General features: G+C 54.7%; 15 protein-coding genes. 5 read left to right on the forward strand and 10 right to left on the reverse strand.

Annotated features, from left to right (window positions below; genetic code table 11):
- The first annotated feature begins 58 nt into the window (after window positions 1-58).
- From OLG56_RS17700 to speD, 3 genes are all read left to right on the forward strand, one after another.
- Window positions 59-406 (forward strand): YacC family pilotin-like protein, encoded by a 348-nt coding sequence (locus tag OLG56_RS17700; RefSeq protein ID WP_000846613.1) that lies wholly within the window; start codon window positions 59-61, stop codon window positions 404-406.
- 106 nt (window positions 407-512) lie between these two features.
- Window positions 513-1,373: a polyamine aminopropyltransferase gene (gene speE, locus OLG56_RS17705; protein ID WP_000829974.1), complete on the forward strand. Its 861-nt coding sequence runs from the start codon at window positions 513-515 to the stop codon at window positions 1,371-1,373.
- 20 nt (window positions 1,374-1,393) lie between these two features.
- Window positions 1,394-2,188, forward strand: a complete 795-nt coding sequence (gene speD, locus OLG56_RS17710) for an adenosylmethionine decarboxylase (protein WP_000734276.1) — start codon at window positions 1,394-1,396, stop codon at window positions 2,186-2,188.
- 29 nt (window positions 2,189-2,217) lie between these two features.
- On the opposite strand, the gene OLG56_RS17715 is transcribed toward speD, so the two are convergent.
- The 6 genes from OLG56_RS17715 to acnB all read right to left on the reverse strand — a co-directional run bounded on the left by OLG56_RS17715 (window position 2,218) and on the right by acnB (window position 9,570).
- The gene (locus OLG56_RS17715) at window positions 2,218-2,985 is read right to left on the reverse strand and encodes a DeoR/GlpR family DNA-binding transcription regulator (protein ID WP_061377099.1); all 768 of its coding nucleotides are present in this window, start codon (window positions 2,983-2,985) and stop codon (window positions 2,218-2,220) included.
- A 9-nt stretch (window positions 2,986-2,994) separates the two neighbouring features.
- The gene (locus OLG56_RS17720; protein ID WP_000448748.1) at window positions 2,995-3,978 is read right to left on the reverse strand and encodes a D-threonate 4-phosphate dehydrogenase; all 984 of its coding nucleotides are present in this window, start codon (window positions 3,976-3,978) and stop codon (window positions 2,995-2,997) included.
- Window positions 3,968-5,239: a D-threonate kinase gene (dtnK, locus tag OLG56_RS17725; protein WP_000782192.1), complete on the reverse strand. Its 1,272-nt coding sequence runs from the start codon at window positions 5,237-5,239 to the stop codon at window positions 3,968-3,970. Before dtnK ends, OLG56_RS17720 begins: the two co-directional genes overlap by 11 nt.
- Window positions 5,236-6,189: a 2-keto-3-deoxygluconate permease 1 gene (locus tag OLG56_RS17730; RefSeq protein WP_001022089.1), complete on the reverse strand. Its 954-nt coding sequence runs from the start codon at window positions 6,187-6,189 to the stop codon at window positions 5,236-5,238. The genes dtnK and OLG56_RS17730 overlap by 4 nt, the downstream gene beginning before the upstream one ends.
- A 232-nt stretch (window positions 6,190-6,421) precedes the next feature.
- A complete protein-coding gene (gene yacL / locus OLG56_RS17735; RefSeq protein ID WP_207011585.1) occupies window positions 6,422-6,784 on the reverse strand; it encodes a protein YacL in 363 nt (120 codons plus the stop codon).
- Between the two features lie 188 nt (window positions 6,785-6,972).
- Window positions 6,973-9,570, reverse strand: coding sequence for a bifunctional aconitate hydratase 2/2-methylisocitrate dehydratase (gene acnB / locus OLG56_RS17740; protein WP_000888965.1), 2,598 nt, complete (start codon window positions 9,568-9,570; stop codon window positions 6,973-6,975).
- Window positions 9,571-9,958: 388 nt separating this feature from the next.
- Here acnB and OLG56_RS17745 point away from each other — a divergent pair, with 388 nt between their 5' ends.
- On the forward strand, window positions 9,959-11,554 hold the full coding sequence (locus OLG56_RS17745) for a DUF3300 domain-containing protein (protein ID WP_079827188.1): 1,596 nt from the start codon (window positions 9,959-9,961) through the stop codon (window positions 11,552-11,554).
- A gap of 12 nt (window positions 11,555-11,566) precedes the next feature.
- Window positions 11,567-12,358, forward strand: a complete 792-nt coding sequence (locus tag OLG56_RS17750; protein WP_000757448.1) for a DUF2950 family protein — start codon at window positions 11,567-11,569, stop codon at window positions 12,356-12,358.
- 37 nt (window positions 12,359-12,395) lie between these two features.
- Here the strand turns inward: OLG56_RS17750 and OLG56_RS17755 are convergent, their stop codons facing one another.
- The 4 genes from OLG56_RS17755 to aceE all read right to left on the reverse strand — a co-directional run bounded on the left by OLG56_RS17755 (window position 12,396) and on the right by aceE (window position 19,162).
- Window positions 12,396-12,680, reverse strand: coding sequence for an outer membrane protein (locus OLG56_RS17755; RefSeq protein WP_000765363.1), 285 nt, complete (start codon window positions 12,678-12,680; stop codon window positions 12,396-12,398).
- A gap of 288 nt (window positions 12,681-12,968) precedes the next feature.
- The gene (lpdA, locus tag OLG56_RS17760) at window positions 12,969-14,393 is read right to left on the reverse strand and encodes a dihydrolipoyl dehydrogenase (protein ID WP_001527420.1); all 1,425 of its coding nucleotides are present in this window, start codon (window positions 14,391-14,393) and stop codon (window positions 12,969-12,971) included.
- Window positions 14,394-14,594: 201 nt separating this feature from the next.
- Complete coding sequence (aceF, locus tag OLG56_RS17765; protein ID WP_207011586.1) at window positions 14,595-16,484, reverse strand: pyruvate dehydrogenase complex dihydrolipoyllysine-residue acetyltransferase; 1,890 nt, start codon at window positions 16,482-16,484, stop codon at window positions 14,595-14,597.
- A gap of 14 nt (window positions 16,485-16,498) precedes the next feature.
- A complete protein-coding gene (aceE, locus tag OLG56_RS17770) occupies window positions 16,499-19,162 on the reverse strand; it encodes a pyruvate dehydrogenase (acetyl-transferring), homodimeric type (protein ID WP_001527458.1) in 2,664 nt (887 codons plus the stop codon).
- Between the last annotated feature and the right edge of the window lie 87 nt (window positions 19,163-19,249).

The following is a 19,249-nucleotide window of genomic DNA, read 5'->3' on the forward strand; positions in this document are numbered from 1 at the left end:
TCGTCGCTACGTTCTCAGTATGCTAACGTTGACTTTCCCTGATGCCGTGGTAGAAGCAATGAAGACGTTTTTCAGACCCGTGTTGTTTGGCAGCCTGATGGCCTTATGCGCAAATAGCTATGCGCTTACTGAATCCGAAGCCGAAGATATGGCCGATTTAACGGCGGTTTTCGTTTTTCTGAAAAATGACTGTGGTTACCAAAATTTACCCAACAGTCAGATTCGCCGTGCGCTGGTCTTTTTTGCCCAGCAAAATCAGTGGGACCTGAGTAACTACGACACCTTCGATATGAAATCGTTGGGCGAAGACAGCTACCGCGATCTTAGCGGCATCGGTATTCCGGTCGCTAAAAAATGCAAAGCTCTGGCCCGTGATTCTCTGAGCCTGTTAGCCTACGTTAAATAATCCTCCGCGATCCTATTGCTGAAATAATGACCGTGCATCCACGGTCATTGTTAGCTATGATGTTGCGCCCTTTTTTTACGGGTGTTAACAATGGAGGTATCAGCCAATGGCCGAAAATACGATGTGGCATGAAACGCTACACGACCAGTTTGGTCAGTACTTTGCCGTAGACAACGTTCTGTATCATGAAAAAACCGATCACCAGGATTTAATCATCTTTGAAAACGCCGCTTTTGGCCGCGTGATGGCGCTGGACGGCGTGGTACAGACCACCGAACGCGACGAGTTTATTTATCATGAAATGATGACCCACGTCCCGCTGCTGGCGCACGGTCATGCGAAACACGTTCTGATTATCGGCGGCGGCGACGGCGCAATGCTACGTGAAGTTACCCGGCATAAAAACGTCGAAACCATCACCATGGTGGAGATCGACGCTGGCGTAGTCTCGTTTTGCCGCCAGTATTTACCCAACCACAATGCCGGCAGCTACGACGATCCGCGCTTTACGCTGGTAATCGACGACGGCGTGAATTTCGTCAATCAGACCCATCAGACCTTTGATGTGATCATTTCCGACTGTACCGATCCGATAGGCCCCGGCGAAAGCCTGTTTACCTCCGCCTTTTATGAAGGCTGTAAGCGTTGCCTGAATCCGGGCGGCATTTTTGTCGCCCAGAACGGCGTGTGCTTCCTGCAACAGGATGAAGCGCTCGACAGCCACCGCAAACTGAGTCATTACTTCAGCGATGTCGGCTTCTACCAGGCGGCGATTCCGACCTATTACGGCGGCATCATGACCTTCGCCTGGGCGACGAACAACGACGCTCTTCGTCACCTGTCGAGCGAAATTATTCAGGCGCGTTTTCATGCCGCCGGCCTCAAATGTCGCTATTACAACCCGGCTATTCATGCCGCTGCATTTGCGCTACCGCAATATCTACATGACGCACTGTCCGCACAGTGACGTTAAGGAGGTGATAAAAATTGAAAAAGCTGAAACTGCATGGCTTTAACAATCTGACGAAAAGCCTGAGTTTTTGTATTTACGATATCTGCTACGCCAAAACCGCAGAAGAGCGCGATGGCTATATCGCCTATATCGATGAACTCTATAACGCCAACCGACTGACCGAGATCCTGTCGGAGACCTGCTCCATTATCGGCGCGAACATCCTGAACATCGCCCGTCAGGATTATGAACCCCAGGGCGCCAGCGTCACGATTCTGGTGAGCGAAGAGCCGATCGACCCGAAACTTATCGATCAAACCGAACATCCCGGCCCGCTGCCGGAAACCGTGGTGGCGCACCTCGATAAGAGCCATATCTGTGTGCATACCTATCCGGAAAGCCATCCGGAAGGCGGGCTATGCACCTTTCGCGCCGACATCGAAGTGTCAACCTGCGGGGTGATTTCACCGCTAAAAGCGCTCAATTACCTGATCCACCAGCTAGAGTCCGATATTGTCACCATCGATTACCGCGTGCGCGGCTTTACGCGCGACGTCAACGGTATGAAGCACTTTATCGATCATGAGATTAATTCTATTCAGAATTTTATGTCGGAAGATATGAAGTCGCTGTATGACATGGTGGATGTAAACGTGTATCAGGAAAATATTTTCCATACCAAGATGCTGCTTAAAGAGTTCGATCTTAAGCACTACATGTTTCACACCAAACCGGAAGATCTCACTGAAACCGAACGCCAGGAGATCACCGCCGCGCTGTGGAAAGAGATGCGCGAGATTTACTACGGCCGCAATATTTCTGCGGTCTGATTCACCACTGGCAGCGCCTGACGGCGCTGTCACTCCGGCTGCACCAGCGTTAGCGCAAAAGCGCGCCCTTTCAGTTCAACCTGCGCTGACGTCGGCAGATTGACATCGGTAATCACATCATTAAAGCGCTCAAGCGGCACCACATTAAAGAGCGAATGCGCGCCATACTTACTGCTGTCCGCCAGCAACACTTTGCGCTGCGCATTAGCAATAATCTCCTGTTTAAGCCCGGCCTTATCTTCCGTTGGGGTCGTCACGCCCGTTTTTACCCCCCATGAATTACAGCTCATAAACGCGATGTTCGGATAAACGCTGCGCAACAGCTTACGCCCATGCTCACCGATACAGGACTGACTGCTGTCATCGATACGACCGCCGACAATCGTCACTTCAATTTGCCGGAACTCAGCTAAAAACAGCGCAATATGCAGATCGACGGTGATGACCCGCAGAGGAAGATGGGTTAAGCATTTCGCCAGCTCCATCATTGTCGTACCGGCATCCAGCACGACGGCATCGCCAGCATTCACCAGCGATGCGGCAACGCGTGCGATCGCCCGTTTTTCAGCAGGCGATCGCAGTTGTTTTTCATTGGTGGTGGGCTGGGCGGGTTCAAAACGCCGCAGCGCCACGCCGCCATGACTACGGCTGATCACGCCCTGCTCATCCAGCTTGATCAAATCGCGACGGATAGTGGCTGGTGATGCGTCAACCGCCTCAACCAGCTGTTCTACCGTAACCAGCGTATGGTTTTTCAGATACGCCACAATGAGATCCAGACGGTGTTGTCCTTTCATAACAGGGAATTATGCCAGTTGCATTGCCAGTTTGATCGATACGGCCATGCTCTCAGATTTTGCTTTTCCCGTCCAGGCGATATCAAATGCGGTGCCATGATCGGCAGAGGTCCGAATAAACGGCAGCCCCGCGGTGATATTCACGCCATCATAAAAGCCAAGCAATTTCAACGGGATATGCCCCTGGTCATGATACATCGCCACCACCATATCATACTGCCCCTCATAAGCCTGGAGAAATACAGTATCCGGCGGGCACGGCCCATAAACGTCCATGCCTTTTGCGCGGGTATCGGTAATGGCTGGCGTCAGGATACGCGTCTCTTCATCGCCAAACAGGCCATTCTCGCCCGCATGAGGATTCACGCCTGCCACGGCGATACGCGGTTTAACGTAACCCACACGCTTGAGGAAAGTATCAGCAATACCAATCACCGTTTCGACACGCGCGGTACTTAACGTATCAAGGAATTTACGCAGCGCGATATGCGTTGAAACGTGAATCACTTTTAGTTTATCGGTGTAAAGTACCATCGCGTAATCACGGCTATGGGTCAGGGTCGCAAGCAGCTCGGTATGGCCCGGATAGTTGTGCCCTGCCAGGTGCAGCGCCTCTTTATTCAGCGGCGCGGTAGCGATAGCCTGTACGTCGCCCCGTAACGCTAACTCGGTGGCGCGCTTCACGCAGCGATACGCTAAATCCCCCGCCTGCGCCTGAACTTTCCCGGCCTCCAGCGCCTCCGGCTGCGCCAGCGGCTCATCAATCACATGAATGATGCCGGGCGCAAAACGCGCTTCGGCAACCCGTTCAATGGCCCGTAACTCGACGTTCGGCGTAATGCCCTTCGCCTGTAAACGTTTCAACGTTGCGAGGCATCCAATAACCACCAGCGGCGCGCCGTTGAGACCGTCTTCGCTTAGCGCTTTAACAATAATTTCCGGCCCAATGCCCGCTGGATCGCCCATGGTAATGGCAACGGTTTTAGTCTCCACAATACATCTCCTCAATATAATAAAGCGCGTCACACAACGTACTGTCTGAACCGAATCCGCCCGCTTTGGTAATGACCGGCAGATCGTCAATTTCGCTGTTTACAAACGTTCCACAGGGAATACAGGGCGCCACCTCGCTCTGAATGCGATAACCTTCAGCGCCAAGCGCGCCGGCGACGGCGGTAGCGATATCGCCGCCGGTCAGAAACAACCCGCCAATCCGCGCCTGCTCGATAATGTTTAACGTGACGACGCCAAGCCGCTGGCTCAGTCGCTCGCCCAATTGCTGACGGCTCATCGCGGATTTTTCGCACAACGCGTCGATTAACTGTCGATCTTCTGCGCGACGGCTGGTGCGTAAAATCGTATGTCGATGCTGACTTAACAGCGCGCAGGCCTGCTCTACGACAGACGCGATTTCCTGCTCCGCGCTATCCGACACCATGCGCGCGGCATCGATATCCACGACCTCCGCACGTCCCCGGCACAGCGCATTATCCACCTGACGTCGCGTGGCTTCGCTCATCGAACCGGCCACCACCAGTACCGGCAGCCGCTGCCGGTCTTGCATAAAAAGTTCAACCGGCAACGCATTCGCCAGACCAGCGGCGCCGACGAGCAGCGGCATCGACGGTTGTTCACACGCTGCTTGCGCAATCAACGTCAGGTCCCGCTCTTCCACCGCATCCACGACGATAATCCCTTCGCCCTCAGCCGCATAAGCCGTAAGTAAGGCGCTTAACCCACCGCGTCGAACATCCTGCAAAAAGACTTCATACACAGGGATCTCACTTTGCAACGCCACTATCTCGGCAATACGGGAAGAGACAATGGGCGTTTTCGGATCGCTGGCAAATTCGGTTTCCAGTAGCGGGACGCCATTAACCAGACATTTTCCTTCAAGCGTCGTGCGTCCGGCCGCAGGGATCGCAGCGGCGATAACGGCCAGTTTTCGCTGACTGGCGCGCATAGCCGCCGTCACTTCGGCGCCGATATTGCCGCGAAATGTAGAGTCGATTTTTTTGTACACCAGTGGCGCTGGCGATGTCTCACACCACGGGGAAAGCGCGGCATAAACGGCAGATGCCGCCTGATCTGCGGGCATCGCCCGGCTTTCGGTGTTAATGACTAACACATCGGCGCGGCGGGACGGTTTTTGCGACGCGCTCAACATGACTTCCGTTCTCGCCCCCTTCTTCGCCAACTGGACACCGGTATCATTCGATCCGGTAAAATCATCGGCGATGACTATCATTTTCATGCGTTTTTCTCCAAAGAAGCCTGACGCGCCTGTTTTTTCGCAACCCAGGAGGTCAACACTGGCGTCAGGATTGCCGTGGTGATCACCGAGGCGGCAATCAGCGGAGCGGCAGCAGCGGCCACCTCGGCGAGCGAAGGGTCGGCCTGCGCAATAGCCAGCGGCGTCGCAACGGCATTACCCGCGGTGCTGGAGGCCGCCGCCCCGGCAATGCCAGTTCCGCCAACCAGACGATCTGCGCGGATATTAAAGAAACCGCCAACAAACGTTGTCAGCACGCCGAGCAGAATTCCGGCAAGTCCGCCTTGCAGTAACATTTCCAGGTTGATGCCCGCCCCCAGCGCAAAAGCAAAGAAAGGAATGAGCAGCGGGCCGCCTTTGGTCAAAAAATCGCGCATATGAGGATCAAGATTGCCGAGGATCATGCCGACAACCAGCGGAACCAGCACCGCCACCAGCGCCATAATGGGAATGTTCGCCATCCCTGCCGCGCCCAGCGCAATCATCGTAAAGAAAGGGCCATCATTAAGAGACAAAATAGAGATAGCGCCGACATCGCGCTCATTGCCGAATTCGCCTACCAGCGCAGCATAAAGTCCGCCATTCGAATTGCTCATCGCCGCGATAATCGCCACGCCGCTCAGGCCAAAAATACCCTCCGCGCCGAAAAGATGCTCCACGCCCAGGCCAATCCCGATGGCGACAAGCAACTTAGTGAGCGTAATCGTCCCGCCCTGCAATAGCGCCTGGGGCGCGGCTTTCACACTGATACCGGCTCCCATACATAGCAGAAAAGCGCCAATCAGCGGCGCCGCGCCGTTTTTAAATAAGGCGGTGGTAAAACCGCCGATCTCAAGCGCCTGCGGGGCGAAGGTGTTAATGACTGCGCCAATAACGAGCGGTACGACCATCATGCCGCCGGGTACGCGCTCTATTGCTTTTTTGATGTTCATGGTCTTACCGCCTGTTGCTTGTTGTGATTGAATAAAATCATAACGATTATATTCAATCAAATTAAGATCACAAACGCGTCAGATCACAGTTTTAAAATGATTAATAAAAATCAAAAAATCATTCTGCAATAAAAAAGCCGGGATACTCCCGGCTGGAATGTGTGGTGATTTCGTTTCCACTACGCCCCCAACTGTCCTCGACTGGCGTTGCGGGACAATAACGAAGAGAGGGTCAGGCTTTACTGACGAATTCCCGATACGCGGCGACGACCCGCAGAAAATCCTCCATGCCGCACAGGGATAAACTCTCTTCATCGTAATAACTCATCCCCTCTTCCATCTCATCGCCGGAAAAATCCAGCTGATTGGCGCGAATCATCATCTCTTCGCCGTCCATCCAGATCGTGTATTCATGCCCTGCTCGTTGCCAGGAGCGTTCGCTGCCTTTGACCGTACGCGCGGCTTGTTCTACTTCATCCAGTAGCGAGAGATTGTCTTTAACCTCTTCATTAAACCAGTGACCGACCACCTCGTGGCCCATCGACATTCGTACTTTTACCCCTCCGGTAACGTCGCGCAGAAATTCGTAATCCATAATTGTTTTCCTCTGCAAAGCCCTTACAGTCATTATCGCAGCAGCGGAGAAGAAAAAAAGCGGGAACAGCAGGCGGAATGAAAATAAAAACCCACCGCAGTTGCGATGGGTGTTGTAGGCCCGGTAAGCGTAGCCGCCACCGGGCAATAAGAGGCGTAGGCATGGTAAGCCTGACACCGTCAGGCAAATTAAACCGCAGTCTGGAAAATCACGCCGTCCGCTTTCTCAGTGTACTGAGAGAGCTGGTCGAAGTTCAGGTAACGGTAGGTATCCACCGCCGTCTTATCCACCTGCGCCACAAAGGTCTGGTACTCTTCCGGCGTCGGCAGTTTGCCGATAAGCGCCGCCACCGCCGCCAGCTCCGCAGAAGCCAGGAAGACGTTCGCACCAGTGCCTAAACGGTTCGGGAAGTTACGGGTAGAGGTGGAAACCACCGTCGCACCGTCAGCCACACGCGCCTGGTTACCCATACACAGGGAACAACCAGGGATCTCAATACGCGCACCGCTCTTACCGAACACACTGTAGTAACCTTCTTCGGTGAGCTGCGCAGCGTCCATACGGGTTGGCGGCGCTACCCACAGGCGGGTTGGCAACTGGCCTTTATGGTTATCCAGCAGCTTACCGGCGGCACGGAAGTGGCCGATGTTGGTCATGCAGGAGCCGATGAACACTTCGTCGATCTTCTCGCCCTGCACGTCAGACAGCAGACGCGCGTCGTCCGGATCGTTCGGCGCACACAGGATTGGCTCTTTGATCTCCGCCAGATCGATGTCGATCACTGCCGCGTATTCCGCGTCAGCATCGGCTTCCAGCAGCTGCGGATCCGCCAGCCATTTTTCCATACCCTGGATACGACGTTCCAGCGTACGACGGTCGCCGTAGCCTTCCGCAATCATCCACTTCAGCAGGACGATGTTGGAGGTCAGGTATTCAACGATCGGCTCTTTGTTCAGCTTGATGGTACAACCCGCAGCGGAACGCTCGGCAGAAGCATCGGTCAGCTCAAACGCCTGCTCCACTTTCAGATCCGGCAGACCTTCGATTTCCAGGATGCGGCCAGAGAAGATGTTTTTCTTGCCTTTCTTCTCAACGGTCAGCAGGCCCTGTTTGATGGCGTACAGCGGGATGGCATGGACCAGATCGCGCAGGGTGATGCCCGGCTGCATTTTGCCTTTGAAGCGCACCAGCACCGATTCCGGCATATCCAGCGGCATCACGCCGGTCGCGGCGGCAAACGCCACCAGACCAGAACCCGCCGGGAAAGAGATACCAATCGGGAAACGGGTATGGGAGTCACCACCGGTCCCCACGGTATCCGGCAGCAGCATACGGTTCAGCCAGGAGTGGATCACGCCGTCGCCCGGACGCAGAGAGACACCGCCGCGGTTCATAATGAAGTCCGGCAGCGTGTGGTGCGTGGTCACGTCAACCGGCTTCGGATAGGCTGCGGTGTGACAGAACGACTGCATGACCAGATCGGCGGAGAATCCCAGACAGGCCAGGTCTTTCAGCTCATCGCGGGTCATCGGGCCAGTAGTATCCTGAGAACCGACGGAGGTCATTTTCGGTTCGCAGTATGCGCCCGGACGGATACCTTTCACGCCGCAGGCGCGACCGACCATTTTCTGCGCCAGCGAGAAGCCACGGCTGCTTTCCGCCACGTCTTTTGCCTGACGGAATACATCAGAGTGCGGCAGACCCAGCGCTTCACGCGCTTTGGTGGTCAGGCCACGGCCGATGATCAGCGGAATACGGCCACCGGCACGCACTTCGTCGATCAGCACGTCGGTTTTCAGTTCGAAGGTTGCCAGTAGCTCGCCGGTTTCGTGGTTGCGCACTTCGCCTTTGTACGGGTAGACGTCAATCACATCGCCCATATTCAGGTTAGAAACGTCAACTTCAATCGGCAGTGCGCCCGCATCTTCCATAGTGTTAAAGAAGATAGGCGCAATTTTGCCGCCGAGGCACAGACCGCCGCCGCGCTTGTTCGGCACGTTCGGGATGTCATCGCCCATGAACCACAGCACGGAGTTGGTCGCGGATTTACGGGAAGAACCGGTGCCCACCACGTCACCCACGTAGGCCAGCGGGTAGCCTTTTTTCTGCAATGCTTCGATTTGTTTGATGGGGCCAACAACGCCTGGCTGATCCGGCTCAATGCCTTCACGGGCGTTTTTCAGCATCGCCTGCGCATGTAACGGGATATCCGGTCTCGACCACGCATCCGGCGCCGGAGAGAGATCGTCGGTATTCGTTTCGCCGGTCACTTTGAAAACAGTGACGGTGATTTTTTCCGCCAGCGGCGGACGGCTCAGGAACCATTCGGCGTCGGCCCAGGATTGCATCACCTGTTTGGCATATTCATTGCCCGCTTTGGCTTTCTCTTCTACGTCGTAGAAGTTATCGAACATCAGCAGGGTGTGAGACAGCGCTTTGGCAGCAATCGGCGCCAGTTTCGCATCGTCCAGCGCATCAATCAGCGGATGAATGTTGTAACCACCCTGCATAGTGCCCAGCAGTTCAATGGCTTTTTCTGGGGAGACCAGCGGGGAGGTGGTGTCGCCTTTCGCGACAGCAGCGAGAAAACCGGCTTTAACATAAGCGGCTTCATCTACGCCAGGAGGAACGCGGTTGATCAACAGGTCTAACAGGAATTCTTCTTCGCCCACAGGCGGGGTCTTCAGCAGCTCGACAAGCGCAGCCATTTGGGTTGCGTCTAAAGGTTTCGGCACAATCCCCTGGGCAGCACGCTCAGCTACGTGCTTACGGTATTCTTCTAGCACGACGATATCTCCTCGCTCTCATTGTCATAATGCGGCGCTTTTGTTGATGGGCGATTCTCTTCACGCTCCTGTGAGACAGTAGTTAGTAGGGTAAATGCCCGGTACCGCATACGGCACAATAACAGGATTTTCTTTAAGTGTTAATCTGTTTACAAAAAAGCAACATAAAAAAGTGGCTGAATCGTTAAGGATGGTCTAATGCTCTACTGAGACGGGAGCTACAGCCATAAATGCTTACCTCATTTCGTGCTTTGATCGTCACGTAACGCTATCGATCCCAACATTAGCTAAAAATTAAACTATCGTCCCTTTATACTCACGCGAAACTGCACCCCGTCGGCGGCAGGCATAATGACCATAGCGATTCTCTGGAATCGGGAGAGATAAAATGACGTTGCCCTTTAAACCCCATCTCATTGCCCTTGTCTGCAGTGCCGGGTTATTTGCCGCTTCGGGCGTACTGTATGTTAAAAGCCGCGCTCCCGAAGCGCCCGCGCAGGCGGCAGCTCCCGCCCCTGAGCCAACGCAGACCGCTGTGCCCGCGCCTGTCGCGAAAACGACCTTTACCACTGCGCAAATCGATCAATGGGTCGCGCCTGTCGCGCTTTATCCCGATGCCCTGCTTTCGCAGGTGCTCATGGCCTCCACCTACCCGGCGAACGTGGTTCAGGCCGTCCAGTGGTCGCGAGATAACCCCACGCTGCAGGGCGATGTCGCTATTCAGGCGGTGGCCAGCCAACCGTGGGATCCCAGCGTCAAATCGCTGGTCGCCTTTCCCCAGTTGATGGCGCTTATGGGCGAGAATCCGCAATGGGTGCAAAACCTGGGCGATGCGTTCTTAGCCCAGCCACAGGATGTGATGGATGCGGTGCAAAGGTTGCGTCTGCTCGCTCAACAAACCGGTTCGCTAAAATCAACGCCGCAGCAAACCGTCACCAGCGTGCCGAAGTCCAGCGCTTCTACCGCCGTCACGACGACAACCACCACATCCGCCAGTACGCCAGCGACACCGTCGACCGTCATCAAAATTGAACCCGCGAATCCGCAGGTGGTGTACGTGCCGAACTATAACCCCGCGACGGTGTATGGCGCCTGGCCCAATACCGCTTATCCGCCGGTGTATTTACCGCCCCCTCCGGGACAGCAGTTTGCCGATAGTTTTGTTAAAGGTTTTGGTTATAGTCTGGGCGTCGCCACCACCTATGCGTTGTTCAGCAGCATAGACTGGGATGACGACGATCATCACCACCATGACGACGACCATCATGATGATGATTACCATCATGGTGGTAACGGTTATCAACACAATGGCGATAATATCAACATCAATGTCAATAATTTCAACCGGATATCCGGGCAAAACCTGCCGGGCCAAACGATGGGCTGGCAGCATAATCCCGCCTGGCGCAATGGCGTCCCCTATCCGAATAATACCGTTGCGCAACGGTTCCATCCCACCAATGTTAGCGGCGGGTTAAGCGCAACGCAGCAAGCGCCAGTGTCTCGCGACAGTCAGCGCCAGGCGGCCATGACGCAATTCCAACAGCGCAGCCATACAGCGAACGCTTCTTTGCCAGCGCCAGGCACCCGCGATGCCCAGCGTAAAGCGGCCTCACAACAATTAAATCAGATAGCCCGCCGTAATAATTATCGCGGTTATGACAATCAGTATGACAGCGCGCGTCGACAGACGGCGCAGCAGCATAGCGCGACGCTGAAATCCCAGACGCAGCAGCATCCCTTATCGCAGCAACAGCGTAACGCGGCGCATCAGCGGATCGCGTCCTCTACGCCGCAGCAGCGTCAGGCATTTCGCCAGAATATGCACGCCAATGTGTTTAGCGGGAACGACAGTCGATCGCCGTCATGGCAATCGCAACAGCTACGCGGCCTGGAAAGCCGTCGCGGCAGCCACTTAAACACCGAGCAACGCGCCGCCGCGCGGGAACATTTTTCTGAACATCATGAATTTCATCGCCGTTAACCGGAGCAGATAATGAAAAAGGTTATGTTAAGCGCTCTGTTACTGTCGTTACCCTTGCTGGGCTACGCGCAGGAACGGTTCCCCTCCCCGGAAGCGGCCGCCAGCGCCTTCGCCGCGGCGGTAGCCGGCAAAAACGAAACGCAGCTTACCGCGCTACTGGGCGATGACTGGCGGCAATTTCTGCCGCCGGAAGGTGCCGATCCCGAGGCCGTGGCCCGCTTCAATCGTGACTGGCGCGAAGGCCATCGCATTGTACAAAAAGACAATACGGCGCACCTGAATGTCGGACGAGAAGACTGGCAGCTCCCGGTGCCCATGGTGAAAGAGGCTGGCGGCTGGCGCTTTGATATGGCGGCAGCCGGGAATGAGATCCTCACCCGTACTATTGGGCGAAATGAACTTTCTACCTTACAGGCCATGCATGCTTACGTTGATGCGCAACAGAATTATTACTTACAAAACCATCGCTGGGCGCACAGGATAATCAGTAGCGAAGGCCAAAAAGATGGCCTGTACTGGCCAACCAAAGCAGGAGACGTCCCCAGTCCGTTAGGCCCAAACTTTAGCCCCGCAGCGCCAGACGAGGGTTACCACGGCTACCATTTCCGTATTATCAGCGATAACGACGGTCACGGCGCGGCGCTTCTGGCCTGGCCGGTGCATTACGGCGAAACCGGGGTGATGAGTTTTATGGTCAACCAGGACGATCGTATTTATCAGGCGGATTTAGGCAAAGAGACGGAGAGTAAAGTTCAGGCTATCACGCGTTTTGCGCCAGACGCGCAGTGGCAGGTCGCCGAATAACCCGTAAGCGCCTGGCGTTATCGCCAGGCCATGATCATTAGCCCTGATGCGGCATTAATTCCGGGTGGCCTTGTACCGGCGGCTTGTTGCTGGTCAGCGCGGCTTCATCAGCCTGAATGCTGCCGGAATTGGCCGCCCATACGCCTTCATGCGTGTGGGTGATCTGCTGATGCTGCGCATTCAAATCCTCGCCCATTGCCGCAATATGCGTACTTTCCGTACCGCCGCTGTTAGTCGCCCAGGGGATGACGGGATCGCTGGCAAATGCCATGCCGGAGATCAACGTCGCGGTTAGCGCTGCTGTTGTCAGAAAAAGTTTCATATATCAAACCTCATAATTAGCTCGCTATTATTTTATAGCGTTACTAATTTCAGGGTGATGACAAAGTAAGGAGAGGTATTTCTTATGAAACAATTAGTTGGTCGAAAATGACTGACAAAGGCACTACCGACGGCATAAGGTTTGAAAAGCGCACTGCTGCGGAAAAGATAAATTTTGCGGTTTCGTTATCCTTCGCCATCATTTGACACATCTGATTTGCCATGCATAAAAAAAGCGGCTGTAAAGCCGCTTTTCTGTGTCGAATGGCGCATTGCCACCTACAGAAGATTATTTCTTCTTCGCTTTCGGGTTCGGCAGGTCAGTAATGCTACCTTCGAAGATTTCCGCCGCCAGGCCCACGGACTCATGCAGAGTCGGGTGCGCATGAATGGTCAGCGCGATGTCTTCCGCGTCACAGCCCATTTCGATCGCCAGACCGATTTCACCCAGCAGCTCGCCGCCGTTGGTGCCGACAATCGCCCCGCCGATCACGCGGTGAGATTCTTTGTCGAAAATCAGTTTGGTCATACCGTCTGCGCAGTCAGAAGCGATAGCACGGCCAGAAGCTGCCCACGGGAAGGTGGCGGTTTCATAGCTGATGCCTTTTTCTTTCGCTTCTTTCTCGGTCAGGCCAACCCATGCCACTTCTGGCTCGGTGTACGCGATAGACGGGATAACCTTCGGATCGAAGTAGTGTTTCTTCCCGGCGATAACTTCAGCGGCAACGTGGCCTTCGTGAACGCCTTTATGCGCCAGCATCGGCTGACCGACGATATCGCCGATAGCGAAGATGTGCGGCACGTTGGTGCGCAGCTGTTTGTCGACGCGGATAAAGCCACGGTCGTCAACTTCCACGCCTGCTTTGCCCGCGTCGAGGTTTTTACCGTTCGGCACACGACCGATCGCCACCAGAACCGCATCATAGCGCTGCGCTTCAGCCGGGGCTTTTTTGCCTTCCATCGAAACGTAGATACCGTCTTCTTTCGCTTCAACGGCAGTTACTTTGGTTTCCAGCATCAGGTTGAATTTCTTGCTGATGCGCTTGGTGAAGACTTTAACGATGTCTTTATCAGCCGCCGGGATAACCTGGTCGAACATTTCAACCACGTCAATCTCTGAACCCAGCGCGTGGTATACGGTACCCATTTCCAGACCGATGATACCGCCGCCCATGACCAGCATACGCTTCGGCACTTCTTTCAGTTCCAGAGCGTCGGTAGAATCCCATACGCGCGGGTCTTCATGCGGAATAAACGGTAATTGGATCGGACGAGAACCTGCCGCGATGATCGCGTTGTCGAAGTTGATCACGGTTTTGCCGTTTTCGCCTTCAACTTCCAGGGTGTTCGCCCCGGTGAATTTACCCAGACCGTTGACCACTTTCACCTTACGGCCTTTGGCCATACCCGCCAGACCGCCGGTCAGCTGCGTGATCACTTTCTCTTTCCAGGTACGAATCTTGTCGATATCGGTTTTCGGCTCACCGAAGACGATACCGTGTTCAGCCAGCGCTTTGGCTTCTTCGATAACTTTTGCTACGTGCAGCAACGCTTTAGAAGGGATACAGCCGACGTTCAGACAAACACCGCCAAGGGTGTTGTAGCGTTCTACAATTACGGTTTCCAGACCTAAATCAGCGCAACGGAAAGCGGCAGAATAGCCTGCCGGGCCCGCCCCAAGTACCACGACCTGAGTTTTGATTTCAGTACTCATCATGACCTCTTTATTTGTATCCGGCGGTCCGGGGTACTTGATCGCCCATCATCCACCGGGTCGTTCTATCCGCCCGTATCTTACAAAATTGTTAACAATTTTGAAACAACAAACGGATCACGAATTATCGCTTTCGCTAATAACCTCACAAACTCCATGAGATTATCAAAAAAAAGCCGGCCGTTGGGCCGGCTTTTTCGCTTACATCACCAGACGGCGAATGTCAGACAACATATTGTTGATAATGGTAATGAAACGCGCACCATCAGCACCATCGATCACACGGTGGTCGAAGGAAAGAGAGATAGGCATCATCAGACGCGGCACAAACTCTTTCCCATTCCACACCGGTTCCATCGCCGACTTAGAAACGCCGAGGATAGCCACTTCCGGCGCGTTGACAATCGGCGCGAAGTGGGTAGTTCCCAGGCCGCCGATGCTGGAGATAGTGAAGCAACCACCCTGCATTTCGCCAGCGGTCAGCTTACCATCACGCGCTTTTTTGGAGATGGTGGTCAGTTCGCGAGACAGCTCGGTCACGCTCTTCTTATTCACGTCTTTAAAGACCGGAACCACCAGGCCATTCGGGGTATCAACCGCCACGCCGATGTTGATATATTTTTTCAGGGTCAGACGCTGACCGTCTTCGGACAGAGAGCTGTTGAAGCGCGGCATCTGTTCCAGAGCAGCGGCAACCGCTTTCATGATGAAGACCACTGGCGTGTATTTCACATCCAGTTTGCGCTTCTCAGCTTCGGCGTTCTGCTGTTTACGGAACGCTTCCAGATCGGTGATATCGGTTTTGTCGAAGTGCGTAACGTGCGGGATCATCACCCAGTTACGGCTCAGGTTCGCGCCAGAGATTTTCTGGATACGGCCCAGTTCCACTTCTTCAACTTCACCAAACTTGCTGAAGTCCACTTTCGGCCACGGCAGCATACCCGGGATACCGCCGCCCGCAGCAGCCGGCGCAGCTTCCGCGCGTTTGATAGCATCTTTCACGTAAACCTGAACGTCTTCGCGCAGAATACGGCCTTTACGACCAGTCCCTTTCACTTTCGCCAGGTTGACGCCAAACTCACGCGCCAGGCGGCGAATCAGCGGAGTAGCGTGAACGTAAGCGTCGTTTTCAGCGAACTCAGACTTGCCTTCCGCTTTGGCAGCCGGGGCAGCAGGCTTCTCAGCTTTCGCCGCCGGAGCCGGTGCCGCCGCTTCCTGTTTAGCCGGAGCGGCCGCAGGCGCTGCGCCTTCTACTTCGAAGACCATAATCAGAGAACCGGTTTTCACTTTGTCGCCGGTGCTGATTTTGATTTCTTTCACGGTGCCCGCGAACGGCGCAGGCACTTCCATGGAGGCTTTGTCGCCTTCCACGGTGATCAGCGACTGTTCAGCGGCAACTTTATCGCCGACTTTGACCATCACTTCGGTGACTTCAACTTCGTCGCCGCCGATGTCCGGTACGTTAACGTCTTTCACGCCCGTCGCTGCTGCTGGAGCAGCCGCAGCCGGAGCGGCCTCCGCTTTCGCTGGTGCTGCGGCAGGCGCTGCGCCCGTCACTTCGAAGACCATAATCAGTGAGCCGGTAGACACTTTATCACCGGTGTTCACTTTGATCTCTTTCACGGTGCCCGCGAACGGCGCCGGCACTTCCATAGAGGCCTTGTCACCTTCGACGGTGATCAGCGACTGTTCAGCTTCAACGGTGTCGCCCACTTTCACCATCACTTCAGTCACTTCAACTTCGTCACTGCCGATATCCGGAACGTGAACGTCTTTCGCCGCTGCCGCAGCAGGTGCTGCTGCCGGAGCCGCTTCTTTCTTCTCTTCTGCCTTAGCAGGTGCAGCGTCAGCTGCACCGTCGGCGGAATCGAAAATCATGATAAGTGCACCGGTCTCGGTTTTGTCGCCGACAGAGACTTTGATCTCTTTCACGACGCCAGCCTGCGGAGACGGGACTTCCATAGAGGCTTTGTCGCCTTCTACGGTGATCAGCGACTGTTCAGCTTCCACTTTGTCGCCCACTTTGACCAGAATCTCGGTGATTTCAACTTCATCTGTCCCGATGTCCGGTACTTTGATTTCGATAGCCATTATTCTTTTACCTCTTACGCCAGACGCGGGTTAACTTTATCTGCATCGATGTTGAATTTGGTAATCGCATCCGCTACCACTTTCTTGTCGATTTCGCCACGTTTAGCCAGTTCGCCCAGTGCTGCGACAACCACATAAGAAGCATCAACTTCGAAGTGGTGACGCAGGTTCTCACGGCTGTCGGAACGACCGAAGCCATCCGTACCCAGTACGCGATAGTCGTCAGCCGGTACGTAAGTACGAACCTGCTCGGCGAACAGTTTCATATAGTCAGTAGATGCCACTGCCGGAGCGTCGTTCATCACCTGAGCGATGTACGGAACGCGCGGGGTTTCCAGCGGGTGTAGCATGTTCCAGCGCTCACAATCCTGACCATCACGCGCCAGTTCGGTGAAGGAGGTCACGCTGTACACGTCAGAACCTACGCCGTAGTCGTTCGCCAGAATCTGTGCCGCTTCACGCACGTGACGCAGGATAGAACCGGAGCCCAGCAGCTGAACTTTACCTTTGCTACCTTCGAGGGTTTCGAGTTTGTAGATACCTTTACGGATACCTTCCTCGGCACCTGCTGGCATAGCCGGCATGTGGTAGTTTTCGTTCAGGGTGGTGATGTAGTAGTAAACGTTCTCTTGTTTCTCACCGTACATACGCTCCAGACCATCATGCATGATGACAGCCACTTCGTAAGCGTAAGCCGGGTCGTAAGAGATACAGTTCGGGATAGTCAGCGACTGAATGTGGCTGTGACCATCTTCGTGCTGCAGACCTTCGCCGTTCAGCGTTGTACGACCGGAAGTCCCGCCGATCAGGAAGCCGCGAGCCTGCTGGTCGCCAGCCTGCCAGCACAGGTCGCCGATACGCTGGAACCCGAACATGGAGTAGTAGATGTAGAACGGGATCATCGGCAGATCGTTGGTGCTGTAAGAGGTCGCCGCAGCCAGCCAGGATGCGCCTGCGCCCAGCTCGTTGATCCCTTCCTGCAGAATCTGGCCTTTCTCGTCTTCTTTGTAGTAGGCAACCTGCTCACGGTCCTGCGGGGTGTACTGCTGGCCGTTCGGGCTGTAGATACCAATCTGACGGAACAGACCTTCCATACCGAAAGTACGCGCTTCGTCGGCGATGATCGGTACCAAGCGATCTTTGATCGACTTGTTCTTCAGCATCACGTTCAGAGCACGCACGAAAGCGATAGTGGTGGAAATCTCTTTGCTTTGCTCTTCCAGCAGCGCGCCGAAATCTGAAAGTTGAGGCAGCTCTAACTTCTCGGTGAAGTTCGGCTGACGGCTTGGCAGGTAGCCATGCAGCGCCTGACGGCGTTCATGCAGGTATTTGTGTTCTTCAGAACCTTCCGGGAAGGTAATGTACGGCAGTTTTTCGAGATCAGCATCGGCAACCGGCACGTTGAAACGATCGCGGACGTAACGCACGCCGTCCATGTTCATTTTCTTAACCTGGTGAGCGATGTTTTTACCTTCCGCGGTGTCGCCCATGCCATAACCTTTAATGGTATGGGCCAGGATTACCGTCGCTTTGCCTTTGGTTTCCTGCGCTTTTTTCAGTGCCGCGTAGACTTTCTTCGGATCGTGACCACCACGGTTCAGCGCCCAAATCTGGTCATCGGTCCAGTCGGCCACCAGGGCTGCGGTTTCCGGGTATTTACCGAAGAAGTGCTCACGCACGTAAGCGCCGTCTTTGGATTTGAAGGTCTGGTAGTCGCCGTCAACGGTTTCGTTCATCAGCTGGATCAGTTTACCGCTGGTGTCTTTACGCAGCAGCTCATCCCAACGACCGCCCCACATGACTTTAATAACGTTCCAGCCAGCACCTGCAAAGATGCCTTCCAGTTCGTTAACAATCTTGCCGTTACCGGTGACCGGGCCGTCAAGACGCTGCAGGTTACAGTTGATAACAAAGACCAGGTTGTCCAGTTTTTCACGGGTGGCGATGGTGATCGCGCCTTTGGATTCCGGCTCATCCATCTCGCCGTCGCCGAGGAAGGCGTAAACGGTCTGTTTAGAGGTATCTTTCAGGCCACGGTGTTCCAGATATTTCAGGAATTTCGCCTGGTAGATAGCACCGATTGGGCCCAGCCCCATAGAGACGGTCGGGAACTGCCAGAATTCCGGCATCAGTTTCGGGTGCGGATAGGAAGAGAGGCCATTGCCGTGAACTTCCTGACGGAAGTTATCCATCTGTTCCTGGGTCAGACGACCTTCCAGGAACGCGCGAGCGTAGATGCCCGGAGAGATGTGGCCCTGGAAGTAAACCAGGTCGCCGCCATCCTGTTCGTTGCGCGCACGGAAGAAATGGTTGAAACAGACATCATAGATCGTGGCGGAAGACTGGAAGGACGCCATGTGGCCGCCCAACTCAAGGTCTTTTTTAGACGCACGCAGCACGGTCATGATGGCGTTCCAGCGGATCGCAGAACGAATGCGACGTTCCAGCTCCAGATTGCCCGGGTATTCCGGTTCGTCTTCAACGGCAATAGTGTTGATGTAATTACTGGCCCCTGCGCCTGCCGCGACTTTCACGCCGCCTTTGCGAGCTTCAGAAAGCAGTTGGTCAATCAGATACTGAGCGCGCTCAACACCTTCTTCACGGATGACCGATTCGATCGCCTGTAGCCAGTCGCGAGTTTCGATCGGATCCACGTCATTTGGGAAACGTTCTGACATGGGGGTATTCCTTATCTATCTAATACGTTGAGTTATCTGGAACCTGTCCCATTAAACTTTCGTCAGAAAGCTTAATAAGACAGGTTC

It is taken from the genome of Salmonella sp. 2018103, assembly GCF_026247685.1.
Taxonomy (GTDB): domain Bacteria; phylum Pseudomonadota; class Gammaproteobacteria; order Enterobacterales; family Enterobacteriaceae; genus Salmonella; species Salmonella enterica.